At 61.4% G+C, this 19,248-nt stretch carries 19 protein-coding genes; all 19 read left to right on the top strand.

The genetic code is table 11. From position 1 onward, the window contains the following. The first annotated feature begins 49 nt into the window (after positions 1–49). The 19 genes from ACLEJQ_RS13630 to motD all read left to right on the top strand — a co-directional run bounded on the left by ACLEJQ_RS13630 (position 50) and on the right by motD (position 19,243). On the top strand, positions 50–1,417 hold the full coding sequence (locus ACLEJQ_RS13630; protein WP_440795745.1) for a flagellar hook-length control protein FliK: 1,368 nt from the start codon (positions 50–52) through the stop codon (positions 1,415–1,417). A gap of 210 nt (positions 1,418–1,627) precedes the next feature. Next, a complete protein-coding gene (gene fliL, locus ACLEJQ_RS13625; RefSeq protein WP_440795743.1) occupies positions 1,628–2,131 on the top strand; it encodes a flagellar basal body-associated protein FliL in 504 nt (167 codons plus the stop codon). A 9-nt stretch (positions 2,132–2,140) separates the two neighbouring features. Beyond that, on the top strand, positions 2,141–3,109 hold the full coding sequence (gene fliM, locus ACLEJQ_RS13620) for a flagellar motor switch protein FliM (protein ID WP_440795741.1): 969 nt from the start codon (positions 2,141–2,143) through the stop codon (positions 3,107–3,109). A gap of 72 nt (positions 3,110–3,181) precedes the next feature. Further along, positions 3,182–3,640, top strand: a complete 459-nt coding sequence (fliN, locus tag ACLEJQ_RS13615; protein WP_440795843.1) for a flagellar motor switch protein FliN — start codon at positions 3,182–3,184, stop codon at positions 3,638–3,640. Positions 3,641–3,664: 24 nt separating this feature from the next. Then, on the top strand, positions 3,665–4,087 hold the full coding sequence (fliO, locus tag ACLEJQ_RS13610) for a flagellar biosynthetic protein FliO (RefSeq protein ID WP_440795841.1): 423 nt from the start codon (positions 3,665–3,667) through the stop codon (positions 4,085–4,087). After that, positions 4,087–4,836 carry a flagellar type III secretion system pore protein FliP gene (gene fliP / locus ACLEJQ_RS13605; RefSeq protein WP_440795739.1) on the top strand — a complete coding sequence of 250 codons (750 nt, stop codon included), beginning with the start codon at positions 4,087–4,089 and terminating at the stop codon, positions 4,834–4,836. Before fliO ends, fliP begins: the two co-directional genes overlap by 1 nt. A gap of 23 nt (positions 4,837–4,859) precedes the next feature. After that, positions 4,860–5,129 (top strand): flagellar biosynthesis protein FliQ, encoded by a 270-nt coding sequence (gene fliQ, locus ACLEJQ_RS13600; protein ID WP_440795737.1) that lies wholly within the window; start codon positions 4,860–4,862, stop codon positions 5,127–5,129. Between the two features lie 4 nt (positions 5,130–5,133). Next, complete coding sequence (gene fliR, locus ACLEJQ_RS13595) at positions 5,134–5,916, top strand: flagellar biosynthetic protein FliR (RefSeq protein ID WP_440795735.1); 783 nt, start codon at positions 5,134–5,136, stop codon at positions 5,914–5,916. A 3-nt stretch (positions 5,917–5,919) separates the two neighbouring features. Beyond that, on the top strand, positions 5,920–7,056 hold the full coding sequence (flhB, locus tag ACLEJQ_RS13590; protein WP_440795733.1) for a flagellar biosynthesis protein FlhB: 1,137 nt from the start codon (positions 5,920–5,922) through the stop codon (positions 7,054–7,056). Between the two features lie 280 nt (positions 7,057–7,336). Then, complete coding sequence (gene flhA / locus ACLEJQ_RS13585) at positions 7,337–9,466, top strand: flagellar biosynthesis protein FlhA (protein ID WP_440795731.1); 2,130 nt, start codon at positions 7,337–7,339, stop codon at positions 9,464–9,466. A gap of 11 nt (positions 9,467–9,477) precedes the next feature. Beyond that, entirely contained in the window at positions 9,478–10,827 is a 1,350-nt protein-coding gene (gene flhF, locus ACLEJQ_RS13580) for a flagellar biosynthesis protein FlhF (RefSeq protein ID WP_440795729.1), read from the top strand. 116 nt (positions 10,828–10,943) lie between these two features. Beyond that, on the top strand, positions 10,944–11,774 hold the full coding sequence (gene fleN / locus ACLEJQ_RS13575) for a flagellar synthesis regulator FleN (protein ID WP_042729120.1): 831 nt from the start codon (positions 10,944–10,946) through the stop codon (positions 11,772–11,774). Then, positions 11,771–12,514 (top strand): RNA polymerase sigma factor FliA, encoded by a 744-nt coding sequence (fliA, locus tag ACLEJQ_RS13570; RefSeq protein ID WP_245139490.1) that lies wholly within the window; start codon positions 11,771–11,773, stop codon positions 12,512–12,514. Before fleN ends, fliA begins: the two co-directional genes overlap by 4 nt. Before the next feature lie 159 nt (positions 12,515–12,673). Next, on the top strand, positions 12,674–13,045 hold the full coding sequence (locus tag ACLEJQ_RS13565) for a chemotaxis response regulator CheY (RefSeq protein WP_003199125.1): 372 nt from the start codon (positions 12,674–12,676) through the stop codon (positions 13,043–13,045). 18 nt (positions 13,046–13,063) lie between these two features. Then, positions 13,064–13,849 carry a protein phosphatase CheZ gene (locus ACLEJQ_RS13560; RefSeq protein WP_440795726.1) on the top strand — a complete coding sequence of 262 codons (786 nt, stop codon included), beginning with the start codon at positions 13,064–13,066 and terminating at the stop codon, positions 13,847–13,849. A 292-nt stretch (positions 13,850–14,141) separates the two neighbouring features. Continuing rightward, the gene (locus tag ACLEJQ_RS13555) at positions 14,142–16,424 is read left to right on the top strand and encodes a chemotaxis protein CheA (protein ID WP_440795724.1); all 2,283 of its coding nucleotides are present in this window, start codon (positions 14,142–14,144) and stop codon (positions 16,422–16,424) included. Between the two features lie 48 nt (positions 16,425–16,472). After that, positions 16,473–17,603: a protein-glutamate methylesterase/protein-glutamine glutaminase gene (locus ACLEJQ_RS13550; RefSeq protein WP_440795722.1), complete on the top strand. Its 1,131-nt coding sequence runs from the start codon at positions 16,473–16,475 to the stop codon at positions 17,601–17,603. Then, positions 17,603–18,343 (top strand): flagellar motor protein, encoded by a 741-nt coding sequence (locus tag ACLEJQ_RS13545; protein ID WP_039593074.1) that lies wholly within the window; start codon positions 17,603–17,605, stop codon positions 18,341–18,343. Before ACLEJQ_RS13550 ends, ACLEJQ_RS13545 begins: the two co-directional genes overlap by 1 nt. Before the next feature lie 15 nt (positions 18,344–18,358). Further along, on the top strand, positions 18,359–19,243 hold the full coding sequence (gene motD, locus ACLEJQ_RS13540; RefSeq protein ID WP_440795718.1) for a flagellar motor protein MotD: 885 nt from the start codon (positions 18,359–18,361) through the stop codon (positions 19,241–19,243). Positions 19,244–19,248 lie beyond the last annotated feature (5 nt).

The following is a 19,248-nucleotide window of genomic DNA, read 5'->3' as shown; positions in this document are numbered from 1 at the left end:
TTGTTTGTCCCGACTGTACCTATGATTCCAGTGCAGCGGAGACTTTTTTATGCCGGTTACCCCCAATTCACTGCTTCAGGCCGCTGCCCAGGCCAAGCCCCAGGCTGCCGTCAATTCACTGGCAGCAGCCCCGGACAACGGGGATAAAGGCTCCAGCTTCGCTAAAGTCTTTGCCCGTCAGGCATCCTCCGACTCCTCGGGGCCTGTTGTTAAGGCCGCGCGCGACAAGACTTCCGATGTCCCCGTCAAAAAGGAGGTCGGAAACGAAACCGCTGCCGCTGAGGAACCCAAGGTTGCCGATAGCGGCAAGCCCTTGCCTGTAGACAAGCAACCGTCCAGCGCCGACGACGAGACGGCCAGTGATGACGCAGCAGATTCGACTGACGATACGGTGGCACAGGCTCCCGTGGCGGATCCGACAGTGGGTCCGGCACAACTGCCGGACATGAGCGTACCCGTCGTGGCCACCGCGCCGGAACCTCCACCGGTGGTGGTCGCCGCTCAAGTCCAGGCCGCTGCTGCCGTGGCTCCGCCGGCCGCTCAGTTGGTCTCGCCGGGCCAGGTCGAAGACCCGGTTGTCGATCCGGCTTTCGACCCGCAAGCCGACCCACTCGACGCGTTGCCGGCTTTGCGCTTGGCGATGGAACAAAGTGGCCATGTTTCCGCCTCCAGCCAGGCGCAACCCCAAGTGGCTGCTCCTGCTTCGCACGAGGCCGACCAGACTTCGGCCCAGACGTTTGCCGCCGGAATGGCGAGCATGCTGACCGTGCAAGCCGACCAGGACAGCACCGGTCCCGGCAGCCAGGGCGGTGACAAGGCATTCGGTGGCCTGATCAGCGAAGGCCTTAAGGACCTGACCGCCGCTTCCAGCGATACGCGGGTTGATGATTTTGCCAACCGTCTGGCGGCACTGACCCAGGCTGCGACGCCGAAGACCGCCAACGCGGTGCCGGTCAACCAGCCCATTGCCATGAACCAGAATGGCTGGACCGAAGAAGTGGTCAATCGCGTCATGTACCTGTCCAGCGCCAATCTCAAGGCGGCTGATATCCAGCTGCAACCGGCCGAGCTCGGGCGTCTGGACATCCGTGTGAACATGGTGCCGGACCAGCAGACCCAGGTCACCTTCATGAGCGCTCACTCAGGCGTTCGCGAGGCGCTCGAAGGCCAGTTGCATCGCTTGCGCGACAGTTTTGCCCAGCAGGGCATGGGGCAGGTCGACGTCAATGTGTCCGACCAGTCCCGAGGCTCGCAGGACCCGGGACAACAGGCGCAACAGCAGGCCCAGGCAGGACGAACCCGTTCGTCTGGCGAGCGTATCGATTCGCCTGATGAGCAATCGCCAGCCAGCATTGCTGAAGTGGCAACTGCCACCACCAGCGTGATCGGCACCAGCGCGGTCGACTACTACGCCTGATTGATAACAATCAGAATCTGTGGGAGCGAGCCTCTCGCGATAGCGGTGGATCAGTCATCAATGAGGTGACTGACACACCGCTATCGCGAGCAGGCTCGCTCCCACAATAGTTTGGGGGAGTCACTGGGCGAGCCGGACACTTCTGGCATAACACTTGCTCCACCCTAGCCACGCAACAGTGAAAACCCCGATTAGTGACGGATTATTGGCATGGCGAAGAGCGACGCAGCAGCTGTAAAAGACCCCGCAACCAAAGGCAAGCTCAAGATGATCATCCTGATCGTCGTCGGCCTGCTCCTGGCGATCGGTGTGTCCGTAGGGGCGACCTGGTATTTCATGCACGGCGCTCAAAGCAAGCCAGCCCCGGCGGCCGAGGCCGCACCGGTCGGCAAACAGCCGGCGATTTTCGAATCGATGGCGCCGGCCTTCGTGGCCAACTACACCCAGAACGGACGCCAGCGCTACATGCAGGTCAGCATCACCCTGCTGGGTCGCAACCAGGCCGACCTGGAAGCACTGCGGGTGCACATGCCGCTGATCCGCAATAACCTGGTGATGCTGTTTTCCGGACAGAACTTCGACACCCTGGCGACGCCCGTCGGCCAGGAAATGCTCCGTCAGAAAGCCACGGCCAGCGTGCAGGAAGTGGCTCAGAAAGAGCTGGGCAAAGTGGTGATCGAACAGTTGCTCTTCACTAACTTCGTATTGCAGTAGGAACACGACATGGCCGTGCAGGACCTGTTGTCCCAGGACGAAATCGACGCGCTGCTACACGGTGTCGACGACGGCCTGGTCCAGACCGAAAACGTAGCTGAACCGGGCAGCGTCAAAAGTTATGACCTGACCAGCCAGGACCGCATCGTTCGCGGACGCATGCCGACCCTGGAAATGATCAACGAGCGTTTCGCCCGGTACACCCGCATCAGTATGTTCAACATGCTGCGCCGTTCGGCGGACGTGGCCGTTGGTGGTGTGCAGGTGATGAAGTTCGGTGAGTACGTGCACTCGCTGTACGTGCCCACCAGCCTCAACCTGGTGAAGATCAAGCCGTTGCGCGGCACTGCGTTGTTCATCCTTGACGCCAAGCTGGTGTTCAAGCTGGTGGACAACTTCTTCGGTGGCGATGGGCGTCATGCCAAGATCGAAGGGCGTGAATTCACCCCGACCGAGCTACGCGTCGTGCGCATGGTGCTGGAACAGGCCTTCGTCGACTTGAAGGAAGCCTGGCAGGCGATAATGGAGGTGAACTTCGAGTACATCAACTCCGAAGTGAACCCGGCCATGGCGAATATCGTCGGCCCGAGCGAAGCCATCGTGGTCTCGACTTTCCACATCGAGCTCGATGGCGGTGGCGGTGACCTGCACGTGACCATGCCGTACTCGATGATCGAGCCGGTGCGCGAAATGCTCGACGCCGGTTTCCAGTCGGATCTCGACGACCAGGACGAGCGCTGGATCAATGCGTTGCGCCAGGACGTGCTGGATGTCGACGTGCCAATCGGTGCGACGGTTGCCCGGCGTCAGCTGCGCCTGCGGGACATTCTGCACATGCAGCCAGGGGACATCATTCCCGTGGAAATGCCCGAAGACATGATCATGCGCGCCAACGGCGTGCCGGCCTTCAAGGTCAAGATGGGCTCTCATAAAGGCAACCTGGCGTTGCAGGTGATCGAGCCGATCGAACGCCGCTGAGCGGTGTCGTACCCTTTAAGTTTGTGACGGATTTTAGGTTTTCTACTGATTTTTGCCCGCCGAGGACAAATGATGGCTAACGATATGAACACCCCGGATGACCAGGCGCTGGCCGATGAGTGGGCTGCGGCCCTTGAGGAGGCGGGCGATGGCGGACAGGCCGACATCGACGCCTTGCTGGCCGCCGACACGGGTGCCCAGGCTTCCAATCGCCTGCCCATGGAAGAGTTCGGCAGCGTGCCGAGAAGCAATGACCAGGTCACCCTGGACGGTCCGAATCTGGATGTGATCCTGGATATCCCGGTGTCCATCTCGATGGAAGTGGGCAGCACCGACATCAACATCCGCAACCTGCTGCAACTCAACCAGGGCTCGGTGATCGAGCTGGATCGCCTGGCGGGCGAGCCGCTGGACGTACTGGTCAACGGTACGCTCATCGCCCACGGTGAAGTGGTGGTGGTCAACGAGAAGTTCGGCATTCGCCTGACGGACGTGATCAGCCCGAGCGAACGCATCAAGAAGTTGCGCTGAGTGAAAACGCTATTCGCCGCAGCGATGATGCTGCCGTTCAGCGTGCTGGCTGCCGAGCCGGCGGCCACTGCGGCTACCGCGGTCGCTGCACCAGCGGTGGGTAGCGGCGTGGCCGGGCAATTGGCGCAGTTGGTGCTCGGCCTGTTGCTGGTGCTGGGATTGATCTTCTTCCTTGCCTGGCTGTTGCGCCGCGTGCAACAGGCAGGGCCGGCCGGCAAAGGGCAGGTCATCGACATCGTCGGCTCTCGCGCGCTGGGACCACGTGATCGGCTGGTGCTGGTGCAGGTCGGTAACGAGCAGATTCTGCTGGGTTTGAGTCCAGGCTCGATCACCGCTTTGCATGTCCTCAAGGAGCCGGTACAGGTGCCCTCTACCGAACAGGCCTCCCCCGAGTTCGCCCAGCGTCTCATGGAGCTGTTGGGGAAAGACCAGAAGGATAAAAAGTAATGCCGCTGCGCATTCTATTGGCGCTGGCCCTGATGCTGGCCGCGCCGTTGGTATCTGCCGCCGACCCGCTGTCGATTCCGGCGATTACCTTGGGCACCAACGCCGACGGGGCGCAGGAGTACTCGGTCAGCCTGCAGATCCTGCTGATCATGACCGCGCTGAGCTTCATCCCGGCGTTCGTCATGCTGATGACCAGTTTCACGCGGATCATCATTGTCTTTTCGATCCTGCGCCAGGCCCTGGGTTTGCAGCAGACGCCGTCGAACCAGATTCTCACCGGCATGGCGCTGTTTTTGACGATGTTCATCATGGCCCCGGTGTTCGACCGGGTGAACCAGGACGCGCTGCAACCTTATCTGGCGGAAAAACTCAGCGCACAGGACGCGGTGGCCAAGGCCCAGGTGCCGATCAAGGACTTCATGCTGGCCCAGACGCGCAGCAGCGACCTGGAATTATTCATGCGCCTGTCCAAGCGTACCGACATCGCCAGTCCCGACCAGGCGCCGTTGACGATCCTGGTGCCGGCCTTCGTGACCTCCGAACTCAAGACTGCGTTCCAGATCGGTTTCATGATCTTCATCCCGTTCCTGATCATCGACCTGGTCGTCGCCAGCGTACTGATGGCGATGGGTATGATGATGCTCTCGCCGCTGATCATTTCCCTGCCGTTCAAGATCATGCTGTTCGTGCTGGTGGATGGCTGGGCGCTGATCATCGGCACGCTGGCGGGCAGTTTCGGCGGTGTTTAGCCCTTTTGTGCAGGTAGCAAGATATGACGCCTGAAGTCGCGCTGGACCTGTTTCGAGAAGCGCTCTGGCTGACCACGATTATGGTCGCCATCCTGGTGATTCCCAGTCTGCTGGTGGGTCTGGTGGTGGCCATGTTCCAGGCAGCGACGCAGATCAACGAGCAGACCCTGAGCTTCCTGCCGCGCCTGCTGGTGATGCTGGTGACGCTGATCGTCGCCGGTCCGTGGCTGGTGCAGACTTTCATGGAATACATCCTGCGTTTGTACGGCAGTATTCCACAGTTGATCGGCTGACCCGATGTCGATGCTTGCGCTGACAGACACCCAGATCAGTTCCTGGGTGGCGGCGTTCATCCTGCCGCTGTTTCGTGTCACGGCCGTACTGATGAGCATGCCGGTCTTCGGCACGACCCTGCTGCCCAGGCGCATTCGCCTGTACTTCGCCTTGGCGATCACCGTGGTCATCGCGCCCGGGTTGCCACCGATGCCGCCGGTTCATGCCTTGGACCTCAGTGCGTTGATGCTGGTGGCCGAGCAGATTCTCATCGGCGCCTTGATGGGGTTTTCTTTGCAGCTGTTTTTCCAGGCATTCGTAGTGGCCGGGCAAATCATTTCGATCCAGATGGGCATGGCCTTTGCCTCGATGATCGATCCCACCAACGGCGTGAACACCGCGGTGATCGGGCAGTTCCTGACGATGCTTGTGACCTTGCTGTTTCTCGCCATGAACGGGCACCTGGTAGTGTTCGAGGTGCTGACCGAGAGCTTCACCACCATGCCGGTGGGCAGTGCGATGCTGGTCAATCATTTCTGGGACGTCGCCGGCAAGCTAGGTTGGGTGCTGGGCTCGGCGATGGTGTTGGTACTGCCCGCGGTGACTGCCCTGCTGGTGGTCAACATCGCGTTTGGCGTGATGACCCGGGCGGCGCCGCAACTGAACATTTTCGCCATTGGCTTCCCGCTGACCCTGGTGTTGGGCATGGTGATTTTCTGGATCAGCCTGGGGGATATTCTCAACCAGTATCAACCGCTGGCCACCGAGGCCTTGCAGCTGCTACGCGACATGGCACAGGCGCGCTGAACCATGGCCGAGAGCGAGAGTGGTCAGGACAAGACAGAAGACCCCACGGAGAAGCGCCAGCGCGAGTCCCGGGAAAAAGGCGAGATTGCCCGCTCCAAGGAACTCAACACCCTGGCGGTGATGCTGGCCGGCTCCGGTGGCTTGCTGATCTATGGTGGCGGGCTGGCCCTGGACCTGCTGGAAATCATGCGGCTGAATTTCTCCCTGCCACGTGAAGTGTTGCTCACCCCGGGCGCCATGACGCAGCATCTGCTGCACTCCGGGAAAATTGCAATTGCGGCGGTGCAGCCCATTCTGATTTTTTTGCTGGTGGCAGCCTTTGTCGGTCCGATTTCCCTGGGTGGCTGGTTATTTGCCGGCGGGAGCCTGGCCCCGAAATTCAGTCGGATGAATCCGGCCGCTGGCCTCAAGCGCATGTTCTCGACATCAGCACTGATGGAGTTGCTCAAGGCTTTTGGGAAATTCCTGATCATCCTGTTTGTGGCGCTGACGGTGTTGCAATCGGACATTGATGACATAGTGCGTATTGCCCATGAGCCGTTGGAGAAGGCGATCATCCACAGCGTGCAATTGGTGGGTTGGAGTACGTTGTGGATGGCCTGCGGCCTGATCCTGATCGCCGCCATCGACGTGCCGATCCAGCTTTATCAGAGCAAGCAGAAGTTGATGATGACCAAGCAGGAGGTTCGCGACGAGCACAAGGACGCGGAGGGCAAGCCGGAGGTCAAGCAGCGTATCCGTCAATTGCAGCGCGAGGTCTCCCAGCGGCGGATGATGGCGGCCATCCCCGATGCCGATGTGGTCATCACCAACCCGACTCACTACGCCGTCGCCCTCAAGTACGACCCCGAAAAAGGCAATGCGCCCGTGTTGCTGGCCAAGGGCAGTGACTTCCTGGCGCTGAAGATCCGTGAGATCGCCGTGGCCAATGAGGTGATGCTGCTCGAGTCCCCGGCGCTGGCGCGATCGATTTACTACTCCACCGAACTCGACCAGGAGATCCCTGGAGGCCTGTACCTGGCCGTGGCCCAGGTATTGGCCTACGTCTACCAGATCCGCCAGCACCGCGCGGGCAAGGGCAAGCGTCCGGAGCCGCTGAAGGATTTGCCGATCCCGCCGGATTTGCGGCGTGATTCCTGAGGCAGCGTAGTGGGCAGCTGTCAGCAGCCATCGCTTTTCGCGAGCAAGCCCACTCCTTGACGACATATGCAGATCCATTGGTGGGAGCGAGCCTGCTCGGGATGGCGTCGGATCGAACCACCTGATGTCGGCCAACAGGCCCTGTTCGCGAGCAGCCTCGCCACCGCCGTTTCCAAGCCTCTATTGCGCTCCATGATGAAAGTTGGACAGCTTCTTGCAATACCCCGCCTGCGCCCGTTTCGGGCGTCAAAAGTTTGCTTCACTGGAACGGGGATTATTGGTGGATCGCTCTCAGTTACTCAGCACTGCGCGCAGCAACGTCGTAGGCCTCAGCCAGGGCAATCTGGGCGTGCCGCTGTTGCTCATGGTCATGCTCGCCATGATGATGCTGCCGGTCCCGCCGTTCCTGCTGGACGTGTTCTTCACGTTCAACATCGCGCTGTCGATCGTGGTGCTGCTGGTATGCGTTTACGCCCTGCGGCCGCTGGATTTCGCGGTGTTCCCGACCATCCTGCTGGTGGCCACGCTGTTGCGTCTGGCATTGAACGTGGCATCGACGCGGGTGGTCATGCTCCACGGCCAGGAGGGCCACGCCGCCGCCGGTAAGGTGATCCAGGCCTTCGGTGAGGTGGTGATCGGCGGTAACTACGTCGTCGGTATCGTGGTCTTCGCCATCCTGATGATCATCAACTTCGTGGTGGTGACCAAGGGTGCCGGGCGGATTTCCGAGGTGAGCGCTCGCTTCACCCTCGATGCGATGCCGGGCAAGCAAATGGCGATCGACGCCGACCTCAACGCCGGCCTGATCGATCAGAACCAGGCCAAGGCCCGCCGTCTGGAAGTGGCCCAAGAGGCCGAGTTCTACGGTTCGATGGACGGTGCCAGCAAGTTCGTGCGCGGTGACGCCATCGCCGGCCTGTTGATCCTGTTCATCAACCTCATCGGCGGCATGGCCGTCGGTATCTTCCAGCACAACATGAGCTTCGGCGATGCCGGCAAGGTCTACGCCTTGTTGACCATCGGTGACGGTTTGGTGGCGCAATTGCCATCACTGTTGCTGTCCACCGCTGCGGCGATCATGGTGACCCGTGCCTCGGGCTCCGAAGACATGGGCAAGCAGATTCGTCGTCAGATGTTCGCGTCACCCAAGGCCCTGGCCGTGTCTGCCGGCTTGATGGCGGTGATGGGCCTGGTGCCGGGCATGCCGCACTTTTCCTTCCTGAGCATGGCGGCCGTGGCGGCTGGTGGTGCCTACCTGTTCTGGAAGAAGGACAACGCGCAGAAGGTGCTGGCTCTTGAAGAGGTCAAGCGTCAGCAGGAGCTGCTGCCATCGCCTGCTCGTGCGCTGGAAACCAAGGAACTGGGCTGGGACGATGTGACCCCAATCGACATGATCGGCCTGGAAGTCGGCTATCGCCTGATTCCGTTGGTCGACCGTAACCAGGGTGGTCAGTTGCTGGCGCGGATCAAGGGCGTGCGCAAGAAGCTGTCCCAGGACCTGGGCTTCCTGATGCCCACCGTGCATATCCGCGACAACCTCGACCTGGCGCCGAGCGCCTATCGTCTGACCCTGATGGGCGTGATCCTGGCCGAGGCCGAGATCTACCCGGACCGCGAGCTGGCGATCAATCCCGGACAAGTCTACGGCAGTCTCAACGGCATCACCGCCAAAGATCCGGCTTTCGGCCTGGAAGCGGTGTGGATCGAAGTCAGCCAGCGGGCCCAGGCCCAGTCCCTCGGTTATACCGTGGTGGACGCCAGCACCGTGGTGGCGACGCACTTGAACCAGATTCTCTACAAGCACTCCAGCGAGTTGATCGGTCACGAGGAAGTCCAGCAACTGCTGCAAGTGCTGGCCAAGGGGTCGCCGAAGCTGGCCGAAGAACTGGTGCCGGGGGTGCTTTCGCTGTCGCAGCTGCTCAAGATTCTCCAGGCGCTGCTGGCCGAACAGGTGCCGGTGCGTGACATACGCAGTATTGCCGAAGCCATCGCCAACAACGCGTCGAAGAGTCAAGATACCGCCGCGATGGTGGCTGCGGTGCGGGTCGGCGTATCCCGCGCAATCGTCCAAAGCATTGTAGGCACTGAGTCTGAGCTGCCTGTGATCACGTTGGAGCCAAGGTTGGAACAGATATTGCTCAATAGTCTGCAGAAGGCAGGACAAGGCTCGGAAGAGGGTGTTCTGCTTGAGCCAAGCATGGCCGAGAAGCTGCAACGTTCGTTGATCGACGCAGCCCAGCGGCAAGAGATGCAAGGCCAGCCGGTGATCCTGCTGGTGGCCGGTCCGATTCGCGCGATGCTCTCGCGGTTCGGACGCCTCGCGGTCCCGGGGCTGCATGTGCTGGCGTACCAGGAAATACCGGACAACAAGCAAGTGACCATCGTTGCGACAGTAGGGCCCAACGGCTGAGGTAGTGGTTTATGCAAGTGAAGCGTTTTTTCGCCGCCGACATGCGTCAGGCCATGAAACTGGTTCGTGACGAGCTGGGCGCTGAAGCAGCCATCATCGGCAATCGCCGGATCGCTGGCGGTGTGGAACTGACGGCGGCCCTGGACTACAAACTGTCGGCGCTGGCCCCACGCGTTCCGAACATGGAACTCGAGGATGAGCTGCGCAAGACCCAATCGCGCATCGCCAGCGCCCAGGCTGAACTGAGCCTGCGCAGCCACGAAGGCGAGGCTGCGGCGGGCACCAATCGTCAATTGTTCGCCGGTCAGCCATTGACCGCCGGCCTGCCATTGACCGCAGCCGAACCGCTGATCGAGCCGACCCCGGCTGAACCGCGCCGTGCCGAGCCGGCCCCGGCAGCGCCTGCCCGTGGCGTCGACCCGCGAGCCCTTGACTCGATGCGTTCGGAACTCAACAGTCTGCGCGAGCTGATGGAAGTCCAGCTCGGCTCCCTGGCCTGGAACCAGCTGCAAGGCAGCCGTCCAGCCCAGGCCAACCTGTGGCGTCGCCTGCAGCGCATCGGCCTGTCCGGTCCGTTGTCCCGCGACCTGCTGGCGCTGATCAACGGTATCGAAGAGCCGCGCCAGGCCTGGCGCATGTTGCTGGCGCACCTGGCGCGGATGATTGCCACGCCGGAAGTCGAGCCATTGGAAGAGGGCGGTGTGATCGCCATGGTCGGTCCGGCCGGCATGGGCAAGACCACCACCCTGGCCAAGCTCGCGGCCCGTTATGTACTTAAATATGGTGCCCAGAGCATTGCACTGGTGAGCATGGACAGTTTCCGTATCGGTGCCCAGGAGCAACTCAAGACCCTGGGGCGGATCCTCAATGTGTCGGTGACCCAGGTGGATCCGGGTCAATCCCTGGCCCAGGCGTTGGAGCCTTTGCTGCGCAAGCGCGTCGTGCTGATCGACACCGCCGGCCTGCAAGCCAGCGATCCGGCCCTGCGCATGCAGCTCGAAAGCCTGGCCGGGCGCGGCATCAAGTCAAAAAATTATCTCGTGTTGGCAACCACCAGCCAGAAGCAGGTTCTAACCGCCGCATACCACAGCTACAAGCGCTGCGGGCTGGCCGGCTGCATCCTGACTAAGCTGGACGAAACGGCAAGCCTGGGCGAGGTACTGAGCCTGGCGATCGGACACGATCTGCCGGTGGCATACCTGACCGACGGGCCGCGGATCCCGGATGATTTGCATCTGCCGCGCCGTCACCAACTGGTCAGCCGTGCCGTGAGTGTGCAAATGCAGGAAGAACCCAGCGAAGAAGCCATGGCTGACATGTTCGCTGATATCTACCACAGCCCGACCAAGCAGGTCGGCTGAGGTTATCATGAGTATTTTTTGTACCTACATCGATGGTCTGCCATGCATTGTTCCGTGTGTGAACGCGCAGCCAGTAATGTGGCCTCCGTCTACGTAAGACAAGGTAAAGAACGAACATGGGCAGCATGCATCCCGTACAGGTGATCGCGGTGACCGGCGGCAAAGGTGGCGTCGGGAAGACTAACGTGTCAGTGAACTTGTCCCTGGCTCTGGCAGAGCTTGGCCGACGGGTCATGCTGCTGGACGCCGACCTGGGCCTGGCGAACGTCGACGTATTGCTGGGGCTTACCCCCAAGCGCACCCTGGCGGACGTCATCGAAGGCCGTTGTGAACTGCGCGACGTGCTGTTGCAGGGGCCGGGCGGGATTCGCATCGTGCCGGCCGCTTCCGGCACCCAGAGCATGGTCCACCTGACTCCGGCCCAGCACGCCGGCCTGATCCAGGCGTTCAGCGATATCGGTGACAACCTTGATGTGCTGGTGATCGACACCGCCGCAGGTATCGGCGACTCCGTCGTCAGTTTCGTACGCGCCGCCCAGGAAGTGCTGCTGGTGGTCTGCGATGAACCCACGTCCATCACCGACGCCTATGCCCTGATCAAGTTATTGAATCGCGACTACGGCATGAACCGCTTCCGCGTCCTGGCCAACATGGCCCAGAGCCCGCAGGAGGGGCGCAACCTGTTCGCCAAGCTGACCAAGGTCACGGATCGCTTCCTGGATGTCGCCCTACAATACGTGGGTGCGGTGCCTTACGACGAAAGCGTGCGTAAGGCGGTTCAGAAGCAACGTGCCGTTTATGAAGCTTTTCCACGTTCCAAATGCGCGCTGGCATTCAAGGCAATCGCCCAGAAGGTCGATAGCTGGCCCTTGCCGGCCAATCCGCGCGGTCATCTGGAATTTTTCGTCGAGCGTCTCGTGCAACAAACAGCAGGGCCCGTGCTATGACTGCAAGCGGTTACAACCATCTCTACAAAAAATCGGCACGGGACGCCCAATACGAACTGATCGAGCGTTATGCGCCCCTGGTCAAGCGTATCGCGTACCACTTGCTGGCGCGCCTGCCGGCCAGTGTTCAGGTCGAGGACCTGATCCAGGCCGGCATGATCGGCCTGCTCGAGGTGGCGAACAAATACGACGCGAGCAAAGGCGCCAGCTTCGAGACGTATGCCGGGATCCGCATTCGCGGGGCAATGCTCGATGAGGTCCGCAAGGGCGATTGGGCGCCGCGCTCGGTGCACCGTAATACGCGCATGGTCAGCGACGCGATCCGGGCAATTGAAGCTAAAACCGGGCGCGACGCTAAAGATCACGAGGTTGCGGCCGAACTCCAGTTGAGTCTCGATGATTACTACGGGATTTTGAACGATACCTTGGGCAGCCGCCTGTTCAGTTTCGACGACCTGTTGCAGGACGGCGAACATGAAGGGCTGCATGAGGATGGCGCAAGTACTCACATGGAGCCTGCGCGTGACCTGGAAGATGAACGGTTCCAGAGCGCGCTGGCCGAAGCGATTGCCAATTTGCCGGAGCGTGAGCGGCTGGTCTTGGCGCTGTACTACGACGAAGAGCTGAACCTCAAGGAGATCGGTGAGGTCCTGGGGGTCAGCGAATCGCGGGTCAGCCAGTTACACAGCCAGTGCGCGGCCCGCTTGCGGGGGCGTTTGGGGGAGTGGCGAGCGCGCTGACAGGCGTGTGGAGCGATTGCGAACGAGATTGGCCAGTCATGCGCCAGCCACGTGCAGCGCTCCAGACCGTTGTCGAGTGTTGTGCCGGAATTGATTGAAATGGCGCGTTCAGGTGCTGGACGCGTTTAAGACTGCTTGGAGGTCGAATTGGACAAGAACATGAAAATCCTCATCGTTGATGATTTTTCAACGATGCGGCGGATCATTAAAAACCTGTTGCGTGACCTCGGGTTCACCAACACGGCCGAAGCAGATGACGGGACCACCGCGCTCCCGATGTTGCACAGCGGTAACTTCGATTTCCTGGTCACCGACTGGAACATGCCAGGCATGACCGGCATCGACCTGCTGCGCCAGGTGCGTGCCGATGAAAAGCTCAAGCACCTGCCGGTGCTGATGGTGACTGCCGAAGCCAAGCGCGAGCAGATCATCGAAGCGGCCCAGGCCGGTGTGAATGGCTATGTGGTCAAACCCTTCACGGCCCAGGCGTTGAAAGAGAAGATCGAAAAAATCTTCGAACGCATCGGTTAACGGCGCCACGGGGGAGCTATGGATAACGAATCTTCTATGGGCGATTTCGAATCGACCCTGAAAAAACATGCCCGCGAACTGGTCGAGAGCCTTGAAAAAGGTCGTTTTGGCGATGCGGTTCAAATGATCCATGAGCTCAACCAGACCCGTGACCGCGGTCTGTATCAGGAAGTGGGCAAGCTCACGCGTGAATTGCACAGCGCGATTGTCAATTTCCAGATCGACCCGCACATGCCGCAGGCCGAGGAAGTCTCGCAGATCACCGACGCCACCGAGCGTCTGGGTTATGTGGTCAAGCTGACCGAGGCTGCGGCCAACCGCACCATGGACCTGGTGGAAAATGCCACGCCGCTGGTCAATGGCCTGAGCGAAGAAGCCCAGGCCTTGAGCACCGACTGGGGGCGCTTCATGCGGCGCGAAGTCGGGGCTGAAGAGTTCCGGGAACTGGCCCGTCGGGTTGACGCTTTTCTGACGCGCAGCAGCACCGAAGGCCGCGCCGTTGCAAGCAACCTCAACGATATCTTGCTGGCCCAGGACTATCAGGACCTGACCGGCCAGGTCATCAAGCGGGTGACCCAACTGGTCACCGAAGTGGAAAGCAATCTGCTCAAGCTGGTGCTGATGGCCAGCCAGGTTGACCGCTTTGCAGGCATCGAACACGACCGTGCAGCGATACTTGCAGAAAAAGATCCACAAAAACATCTCTCTCAGGGTGAAGGTCCGCAGATTCATGCCGATAAAAGAGAAGACGTTGTGTCCGGTCAGGACGATGTGGACGATTTGCTGTCCAGCCTTGGATTCTGAGTTTGTAGGTCGTGATGACGGTTAATGCCGGTCGCGCCGTGCCCCACAAGGCGCAAGACTAGGCACGAGGAGTGCGGTTTGGTTTTCCAAATGAACGACGAGTAACGACGGCTTGCGCCTTGTGGGGCGCGGCCCGGAGGGTTGGAGCTGTGAGCGCGCCATGCCGCGTTGCGAAACTTGGTAAGGAAACAACCCTTACCCGCGTCTCGCGCCTTGCCTGGCACGCTCACAGCTCCAACGCAATCCGGCATTAACCGTCATCACGACCTACCTGTTTTAGGAGCAGCCATTAATGAGCTTCGGCGCCGATGAAGAGATCCTTCAGGATTTCCTGGTTGAGGCCGGCGAGATTCTAGAGCAACTTTCCGAGCAACTGGTCGAGCTGGAAAGCCGACCGGATGATGCGGATCTGCTCAATGCAATTTTTCGCGGTTTCCACACTGTAAAAGGAGGCGCCGGCTTCCTCCAGCTCAACGAGCTGGTGGAGTGCTGTCACATTGCCGAGAACGTGTTCGACATCCTGCGCAAGGGTGAGCGTCGCGTTGACGCAGAGTTGATGGACGTGGTGCTTGAAGCGCTGGATGCGGTCAACAGCATGTTCAGCGAAGTGCGCGAGCGCTCGCCGATTACCCCCGCTACACCTGAGCTGCTCGCCGCGCTGTCGCGCCTGGCCGAGCCGCAATCGGCTGACGAAGCCGCGCCGGAAGCTGCGCCGGCCGTCGAGGCGGTGGTCGAAGAGCCGGTCGCCGAAGAGTCGGGCGATATCACCGATAATGAATTCGAACAACTGCTGGACTCGCTGAACGCCGTCAAGGCCGAGGCCGAGGCTCCGGCGGCGCCTGCTGCGCCCGCAACGCCTGCGGCCGATGCCGCTGCCAGCGATGAAATCACCGACGCCGAGTTCGAGTCGCTGCTCGACCAGCTCCATGGCAAAGGCCAGTTCGCCGTCGATGCCGTCGTTCCTCCTGCGGCCCCCACGGCGGCTGCCGCTGCGCCGAAAGCGGCGGGCGACAACTCGGACATCACCGACGACGAATTCGAAGCCTTGCTCGATCAGTTGCATGGCAAGGGTACCTTTGCCGTCGACGCGCTGGACTCGGCCATCGCTTCGGCGCCGGCGCCGGCCCAGCCCGCCGCCGCTGTGGCTGGTAGTGATCTGATCACTGACCAGGAATTCGAATCGCTGCTCGACGAATTGCACGGCAAAGGCAAGTTCAGCGAAGTCGCTACGACCTCCGCTGCGCCTGCTGCTGCCACCACGGCTACGCCGGTGGCCAAGGCTGCGCCAAAGCCCGCCGCCAAGGCGCCGGAACCGAAAGCCGAGGCGCCCAAGCCTGCCGCGGCCGCCGCCCCGGCGCCAGCCCGCGCCGCCGCCGCGCCGCCACCGGAAAAACCGGCCAGCGAAGCCGAGACCACCGTGCGGGTCGACACCGCGCGCCTGGACGAGATCATGAACATGGTCGGCGAACTGGTGCTGGTGCGTAACCGCCTGGTGCGCCTGGGCCTCAACAGCCAGGACGAAGCCATGTCCAAGGCCGTGTCGAACCTCGACGTGGTCACGGCTGACTTGCAGACCGCGGTCATGAAGACCCGGATGCAACCGATCAAGAAAGTCTTCGGGCGTTTCCCACGCCTGGTTCGCGACCTGGCTCGCCAGCTCAAGAAAGAAATCAACCTGGAACTGGTGGGTGAAGAGACCGACCTCGACAAGAACCTTGTCGAGGCCCTGGCCGACCCGCTGGTCCACTTGGTGCGCAACGCGGTCGACCACGGTATCGAGTCGCCGGAAGAGCGTGAAGCCGCGGGCAAGGTCCGCAGCGGCAAGGTGATCCTGGCCGCCGAGCAGGAAGGCGATCACATCCTGTTGTCGATCTCCGACGACGGCAAGGGCATGGACCCGGAAGTGTTGCGTGCCATCGCGGTGAAACGCGGGGTGATGGACAAGGATGCCGCCGATCGCCTGAGCGACACCGAGTGCTACAACCTGATCTTCGCCCCGGGCTTCTCCACCAAGACCGAGATTTCCGACGTGTCGGGCCGCGGCGTGGGTATGGACGTGGTGAAGACCAAGATTTCCCAGCTCAACGGTTCGATCAACATCCACTCGGTCAAGGGCTCGGGTTCGAAGATCCTCATCAAGGTCCCGCTGACCCTGGCGATCATGCCGACCCTGATGGTGATGCTGGGCAACCAGGCGTTCGCCTTCCCACTGGTCAACGTCAACGAGATCTTCCACCTCGACCTGTCGCGCACCAACGTGGTGGACGGCCAGGAAGTGGTGATCGTGCGGGACAAGGCGCTGCCACTGTTCTACCTCAAGCGCTGGTTGGTCAGCTCTGCAGCCCATGTGGAGCAGGGCGAGGGCCATGTGGTGATCCTTTCGGTGGGCACCCAGCGGATCGGCTTTGTCGTCGATCAGCTCGTGGGCCAGGAAGAAGTGGTCATCAAGCCGTTGGGCAAGATGCTCCAGGGCACCCCGGGCATGTCCGGCGCTACCATCACCGGCGACGGCCGCATCGCGTTGATTCTCGATGTGCCTAGCATGCTCAAGCGTTACGCCGCACGGCGTATTTGATTCTGGAGGGGCGTGGCTTCGAGCCGCGCCTCGTCTAACGGAGTGTTTATGGTCGTTAAAGTCCTGGTGGTGGACGATTCGGGGTTTTTCCGCCGCCGCGTCTCGGAAATTCTTTCGGCGGACACGACGATTCAAGTCGTGGGCACCGCAACCAACGGTAAAGAGGCAATCGATCAGGCGCTGGCGCTCAAGCCGGACGTGATCACCATGGACTACGAGATGCCGATGATGGATGGCATCACGGCGGTGCGGCATATCATGCAGCGCTGCCCGACCCCGGTTTTGATGTTCTCTTCCCTGACCCACGAAGGCGCCCGGGTGACCCTCGATGCGCTGGACGCCGGGGCGGTGGACTTCCTGCCGAAGAATTTCGAAGACATCTCGCGCAACCCTGACAAGGTCCGGCAGTTGCTGTGCGAGAAGGTCCACAGTATTTCCCGCAGCAATCGCCGTGTCAGCGCCTACAGCGCGCCGGCACCGGCAGCGGCACCAAGCCCCGCGCCAGCACCGGCTTCGTCATCGAGTAGCTTCAATCCGGCACCGGTGCGCAGTGCTCCGGCACCGGCACCTGCTCGCCCGGCGCCTGCCAGTGCCTCGTCGCCATCGCCCAAGCGCAAAGCCTACAAGCTGGTCGCCATCGGCACGTCCACCGGCGGTCCGGTGGCCCTGCAACGGGTCCTGACCCAGTTGCCGGCCAGTTTCCCGGCGCCGATCGTGCTGATCCAGCACATGCCGGCAGCCTTCACCAAGGCCTTTGCCGAGCGCCTCGACAAGCTGTGCAATATCAGCGTCAAGGAAGCCGAGGATGGCGACATCCTGCGTCCGGGCCTGGCGCTGCTCGCGCCGGGTGGCAAGCAAATGATGGTCGATGGCCGTGGCGCGGTGAAAATCCTGCCGGGAGATGAGCGTCTGAATTACAAGCCGTGCGTGGACATCACGTTCGGCTCTGCGGCGAAATCCTACGGTGACAAAGTTCTGGCGGTGGTCCTTACCGGCATGGGCGCCGATGGTCGCGAAGGCGCCCGCCTGCTCAAGCAGGGTGGCAGTGCGATCTGGGCCCAGGACGAAGCCAGTTGCGTGATCTACGGCATGCCGATGGCGATCGTCAAGGCAGACCTCGCCGATGCGGTTTACAGCCTGGATGACATCGGCCGGCATCTGACCGAGGCATGCCTGTAATGGATGTGCTCAGCCTGATCGGCATCATCATGGCGTTCGTCGCCATCATTGGCGGCAATTACCTGGAAGGCGGACACCTGGGCGCCCTGGCCAATGGCCCGGCGGCGTTGATCGTGCTCGGTGGCACCATTGGCGCGGCATTGTTGCAGTCGCCCATGAGCGCGTTCAAGCGCGCCATGCAGGTGCTGGTCTGGATCCTGTTCCCACCCCGGGTCGACCTGGCCGGCGGTATCGACCGCGTGGTGAACTGGAGCCTGACCGCGCGCAAGGAAGGCTTGCTGGGCCTGGAAGGGGTGGCCGATGCCGAACCCGACAGCTACTCGCGCAAGGGCTTGCAATTGTTGGTCGACGGTGCCGAGCCTGAGGCCATCCGCAGCATTCTGGAAGTGGATTTCTACACCCAGGAAAGCCGCGACATCGAGGCCGCCAAGGTGTTCGAAAGCATGGGCGGCTATGCGCCGACCATCGGTATCATCGGCGCGGTGATGGGTCTGATTCACGTCATGGGCAACCTGGCCGATCCGTCGCAACTGGGCAGCGGCATCGCCGTGGCTTTCGTCGCCACGATTTACGGTGTGGCGAGTGCCAACCTGGTGTTGCTGCCGATCGCGGCCAAGCTCAAGTCCATCGCGTTGCGCCAGTCGCGCTATCGCGAAATGCTGCTGGAAGGGATCCTGTCGATTGCCGAAGGCGAGAATCCGCGCTCCATTGAATTGAAGCTCCAAGGCTTCATGGATTGATGGGGAGAATGGACCATGGCCCGTCGCAGGCATACTGAAGAACACGTCAACCATGAACGCTGGCTGGTTTCCTACGCCGACTTCATCACGCTGCTGTTCGCCTTTTTCGTGGTCATGTATTCGATCTCGTCGGTCAACGAAGGCAAGTACAAAGTCATTTCCGAGGCGCTGATCGGGGTCTTCACCGATTCGGATCGCGCCCTCAAGCCGATTCCCATCGGCGACGAACGGCCCAAGACCACCACACCGGCCAAGCCGTTGGTCAAGGACTCCGAGCAGGTCGACGCGGGCATCGCCGGCGGTAGCGATCCGTTGAAAAGCATCGCCGATGACATCAGCGCGGCCTTCGGTGACCTGATCAGTTCCAACCAGATGACCGTGCGCGGCAACGAGCTGTGGGTCGAGATCGAGCTCAATTCCAGCCTGCTGTTCGGCAGCGGCGATGCGATGCCCAGTGACATGGCTTTCAATATCATCGACAAGGTGGCGGCGATCCTTAAGCCGTTCGACAACCCGATCCATGTCGAAGGATTTACCGACGACCAGCCGATCCGGACGGCGCAATACCCCACCAACTGGGAATTGTCTTCCGCCCGTTCGGCGAGCATCGTGCGGATGCTGGCGATGCAGGGTGTCAATCCCGGTCGCCTGGCCTCGGTGGGCTACGGTGAATTCCAACCGGTGGCCAATAACGCCACCGCCGAGGGACGGGCGCGTAACCGGCGTGTCGTACTGGTCGTATCGCGTAATCTTGACGTACGGCGCAGCCTGACCGGTACCGGGACGGCCAACGCGACGCCGGACGCGGCGTTGAAGCGCGCTGGCACACAAACTGCACCGCCCCCGGTCAAGTCGCCGGGAAGACAGAGTGCCGTCAATTCTCCGTCACCCGCTTTATAACGAGC

This window comes from Pseudomonas sp. SMV71, from assembly GCF_052042015.1.
Taxonomy (GTDB): domain Bacteria; phylum Pseudomonadota; class Gammaproteobacteria; order Pseudomonadales; family Pseudomonadaceae; genus Aquipseudomonas.
The sequence above is the reverse complement of the archived record's forward strand: the minus strand, read 5'-3'. Positions and strand labels throughout refer to the sequence as shown.

Coding starts and splice junctions, on each gene's coding strand:
- fliQ (WP_440795737.1), top strand. CDS start 4,860: ATGACGCCTGAAGTCGCGCTGGACCTGTTTCGAGAAGCGCTCTGGCTG.
- fliA (WP_245139490.1), top strand. CDS start 11,771: ATGACTGCAAGCGGTTACAACCATCTCTACAAAAAATCGGCACGGGAC.
- ACLEJQ_RS13550 (WP_440795722.1), top strand. CDS start 16,473: ATGGTCGTTAAAGTCCTGGTGGTGGACGATTCGGGGTTTTTCCGCCGC.
- fleN (WP_042729120.1), top strand. CDS start 10,944: ATGGGCAGCATGCATCCCGTACAGGTGATCGCGGTGACCGGCGGCAAA.
- fliO (WP_440795841.1), top strand. CDS start 3,665: ATGATGCTGCCGTTCAGCGTGCTGGCTGCCGAGCCGGCGGCCACTGCG.
- fliL (WP_440795743.1), top strand. CDS start 1,628: ATGGCGAAGAGCGACGCAGCAGCTGTAAAAGACCCCGCAACCAAAGGC.
- fliP (WP_440795739.1), top strand. CDS start 4,087: ATGCCGCTGCGCATTCTATTGGCGCTGGCCCTGATGCTGGCCGCGCCG.
- fliN (WP_440795843.1), top strand. CDS start 3,182: ATGGCTAACGATATGAACACCCCGGATGACCAGGCGCTGGCCGATGAG.
- ACLEJQ_RS13560 (WP_440795726.1), top strand. CDS start 13,064: ATGGATAACGAATCTTCTATGGGCGATTTCGAATCGACCCTGAAAAAA.
- ACLEJQ_RS13555 (WP_440795724.1), top strand. CDS start 14,142: ATGAGCTTCGGCGCCGATGAAGAGATCCTTCAGGATTTCCTGGTTGAG.
- flhF (WP_440795729.1), top strand. CDS start 9,478: ATGCAAGTGAAGCGTTTTTTCGCCGCCGACATGCGTCAGGCCATGAAA.
- ACLEJQ_RS13630 (WP_440795745.1), top strand. CDS start 50: ATGCCGGTTACCCCCAATTCACTGCTTCAGGCCGCTGCCCAGGCCAAG.
- ACLEJQ_RS13545 (WP_039593074.1), top strand. CDS start 17,603: ATGGATGTGCTCAGCCTGATCGGCATCATCATGGCGTTCGTCGCCATC.
- motD (WP_440795718.1), top strand. CDS start 18,359: ATGGCCCGTCGCAGGCATACTGAAGAACACGTCAACCATGAACGCTGG.
- fliM (WP_440795741.1), top strand. CDS start 2,141: ATGGCCGTGCAGGACCTGTTGTCCCAGGACGAAATCGACGCGCTGCTA.
- fliR (WP_440795735.1), top strand. CDS start 5,134: ATGTCGATGCTTGCGCTGACAGACACCCAGATCAGTTCCTGGGTGGCG.
- flhB (WP_440795733.1), top strand. CDS start 5,920: ATGGCCGAGAGCGAGAGTGGTCAGGACAAGACAGAAGACCCCACGGAG.
- ACLEJQ_RS13565 (WP_003199125.1), top strand. CDS start 12,674: ATGAAAATCCTCATCGTTGATGATTTTTCAACGATGCGGCGGATCATT.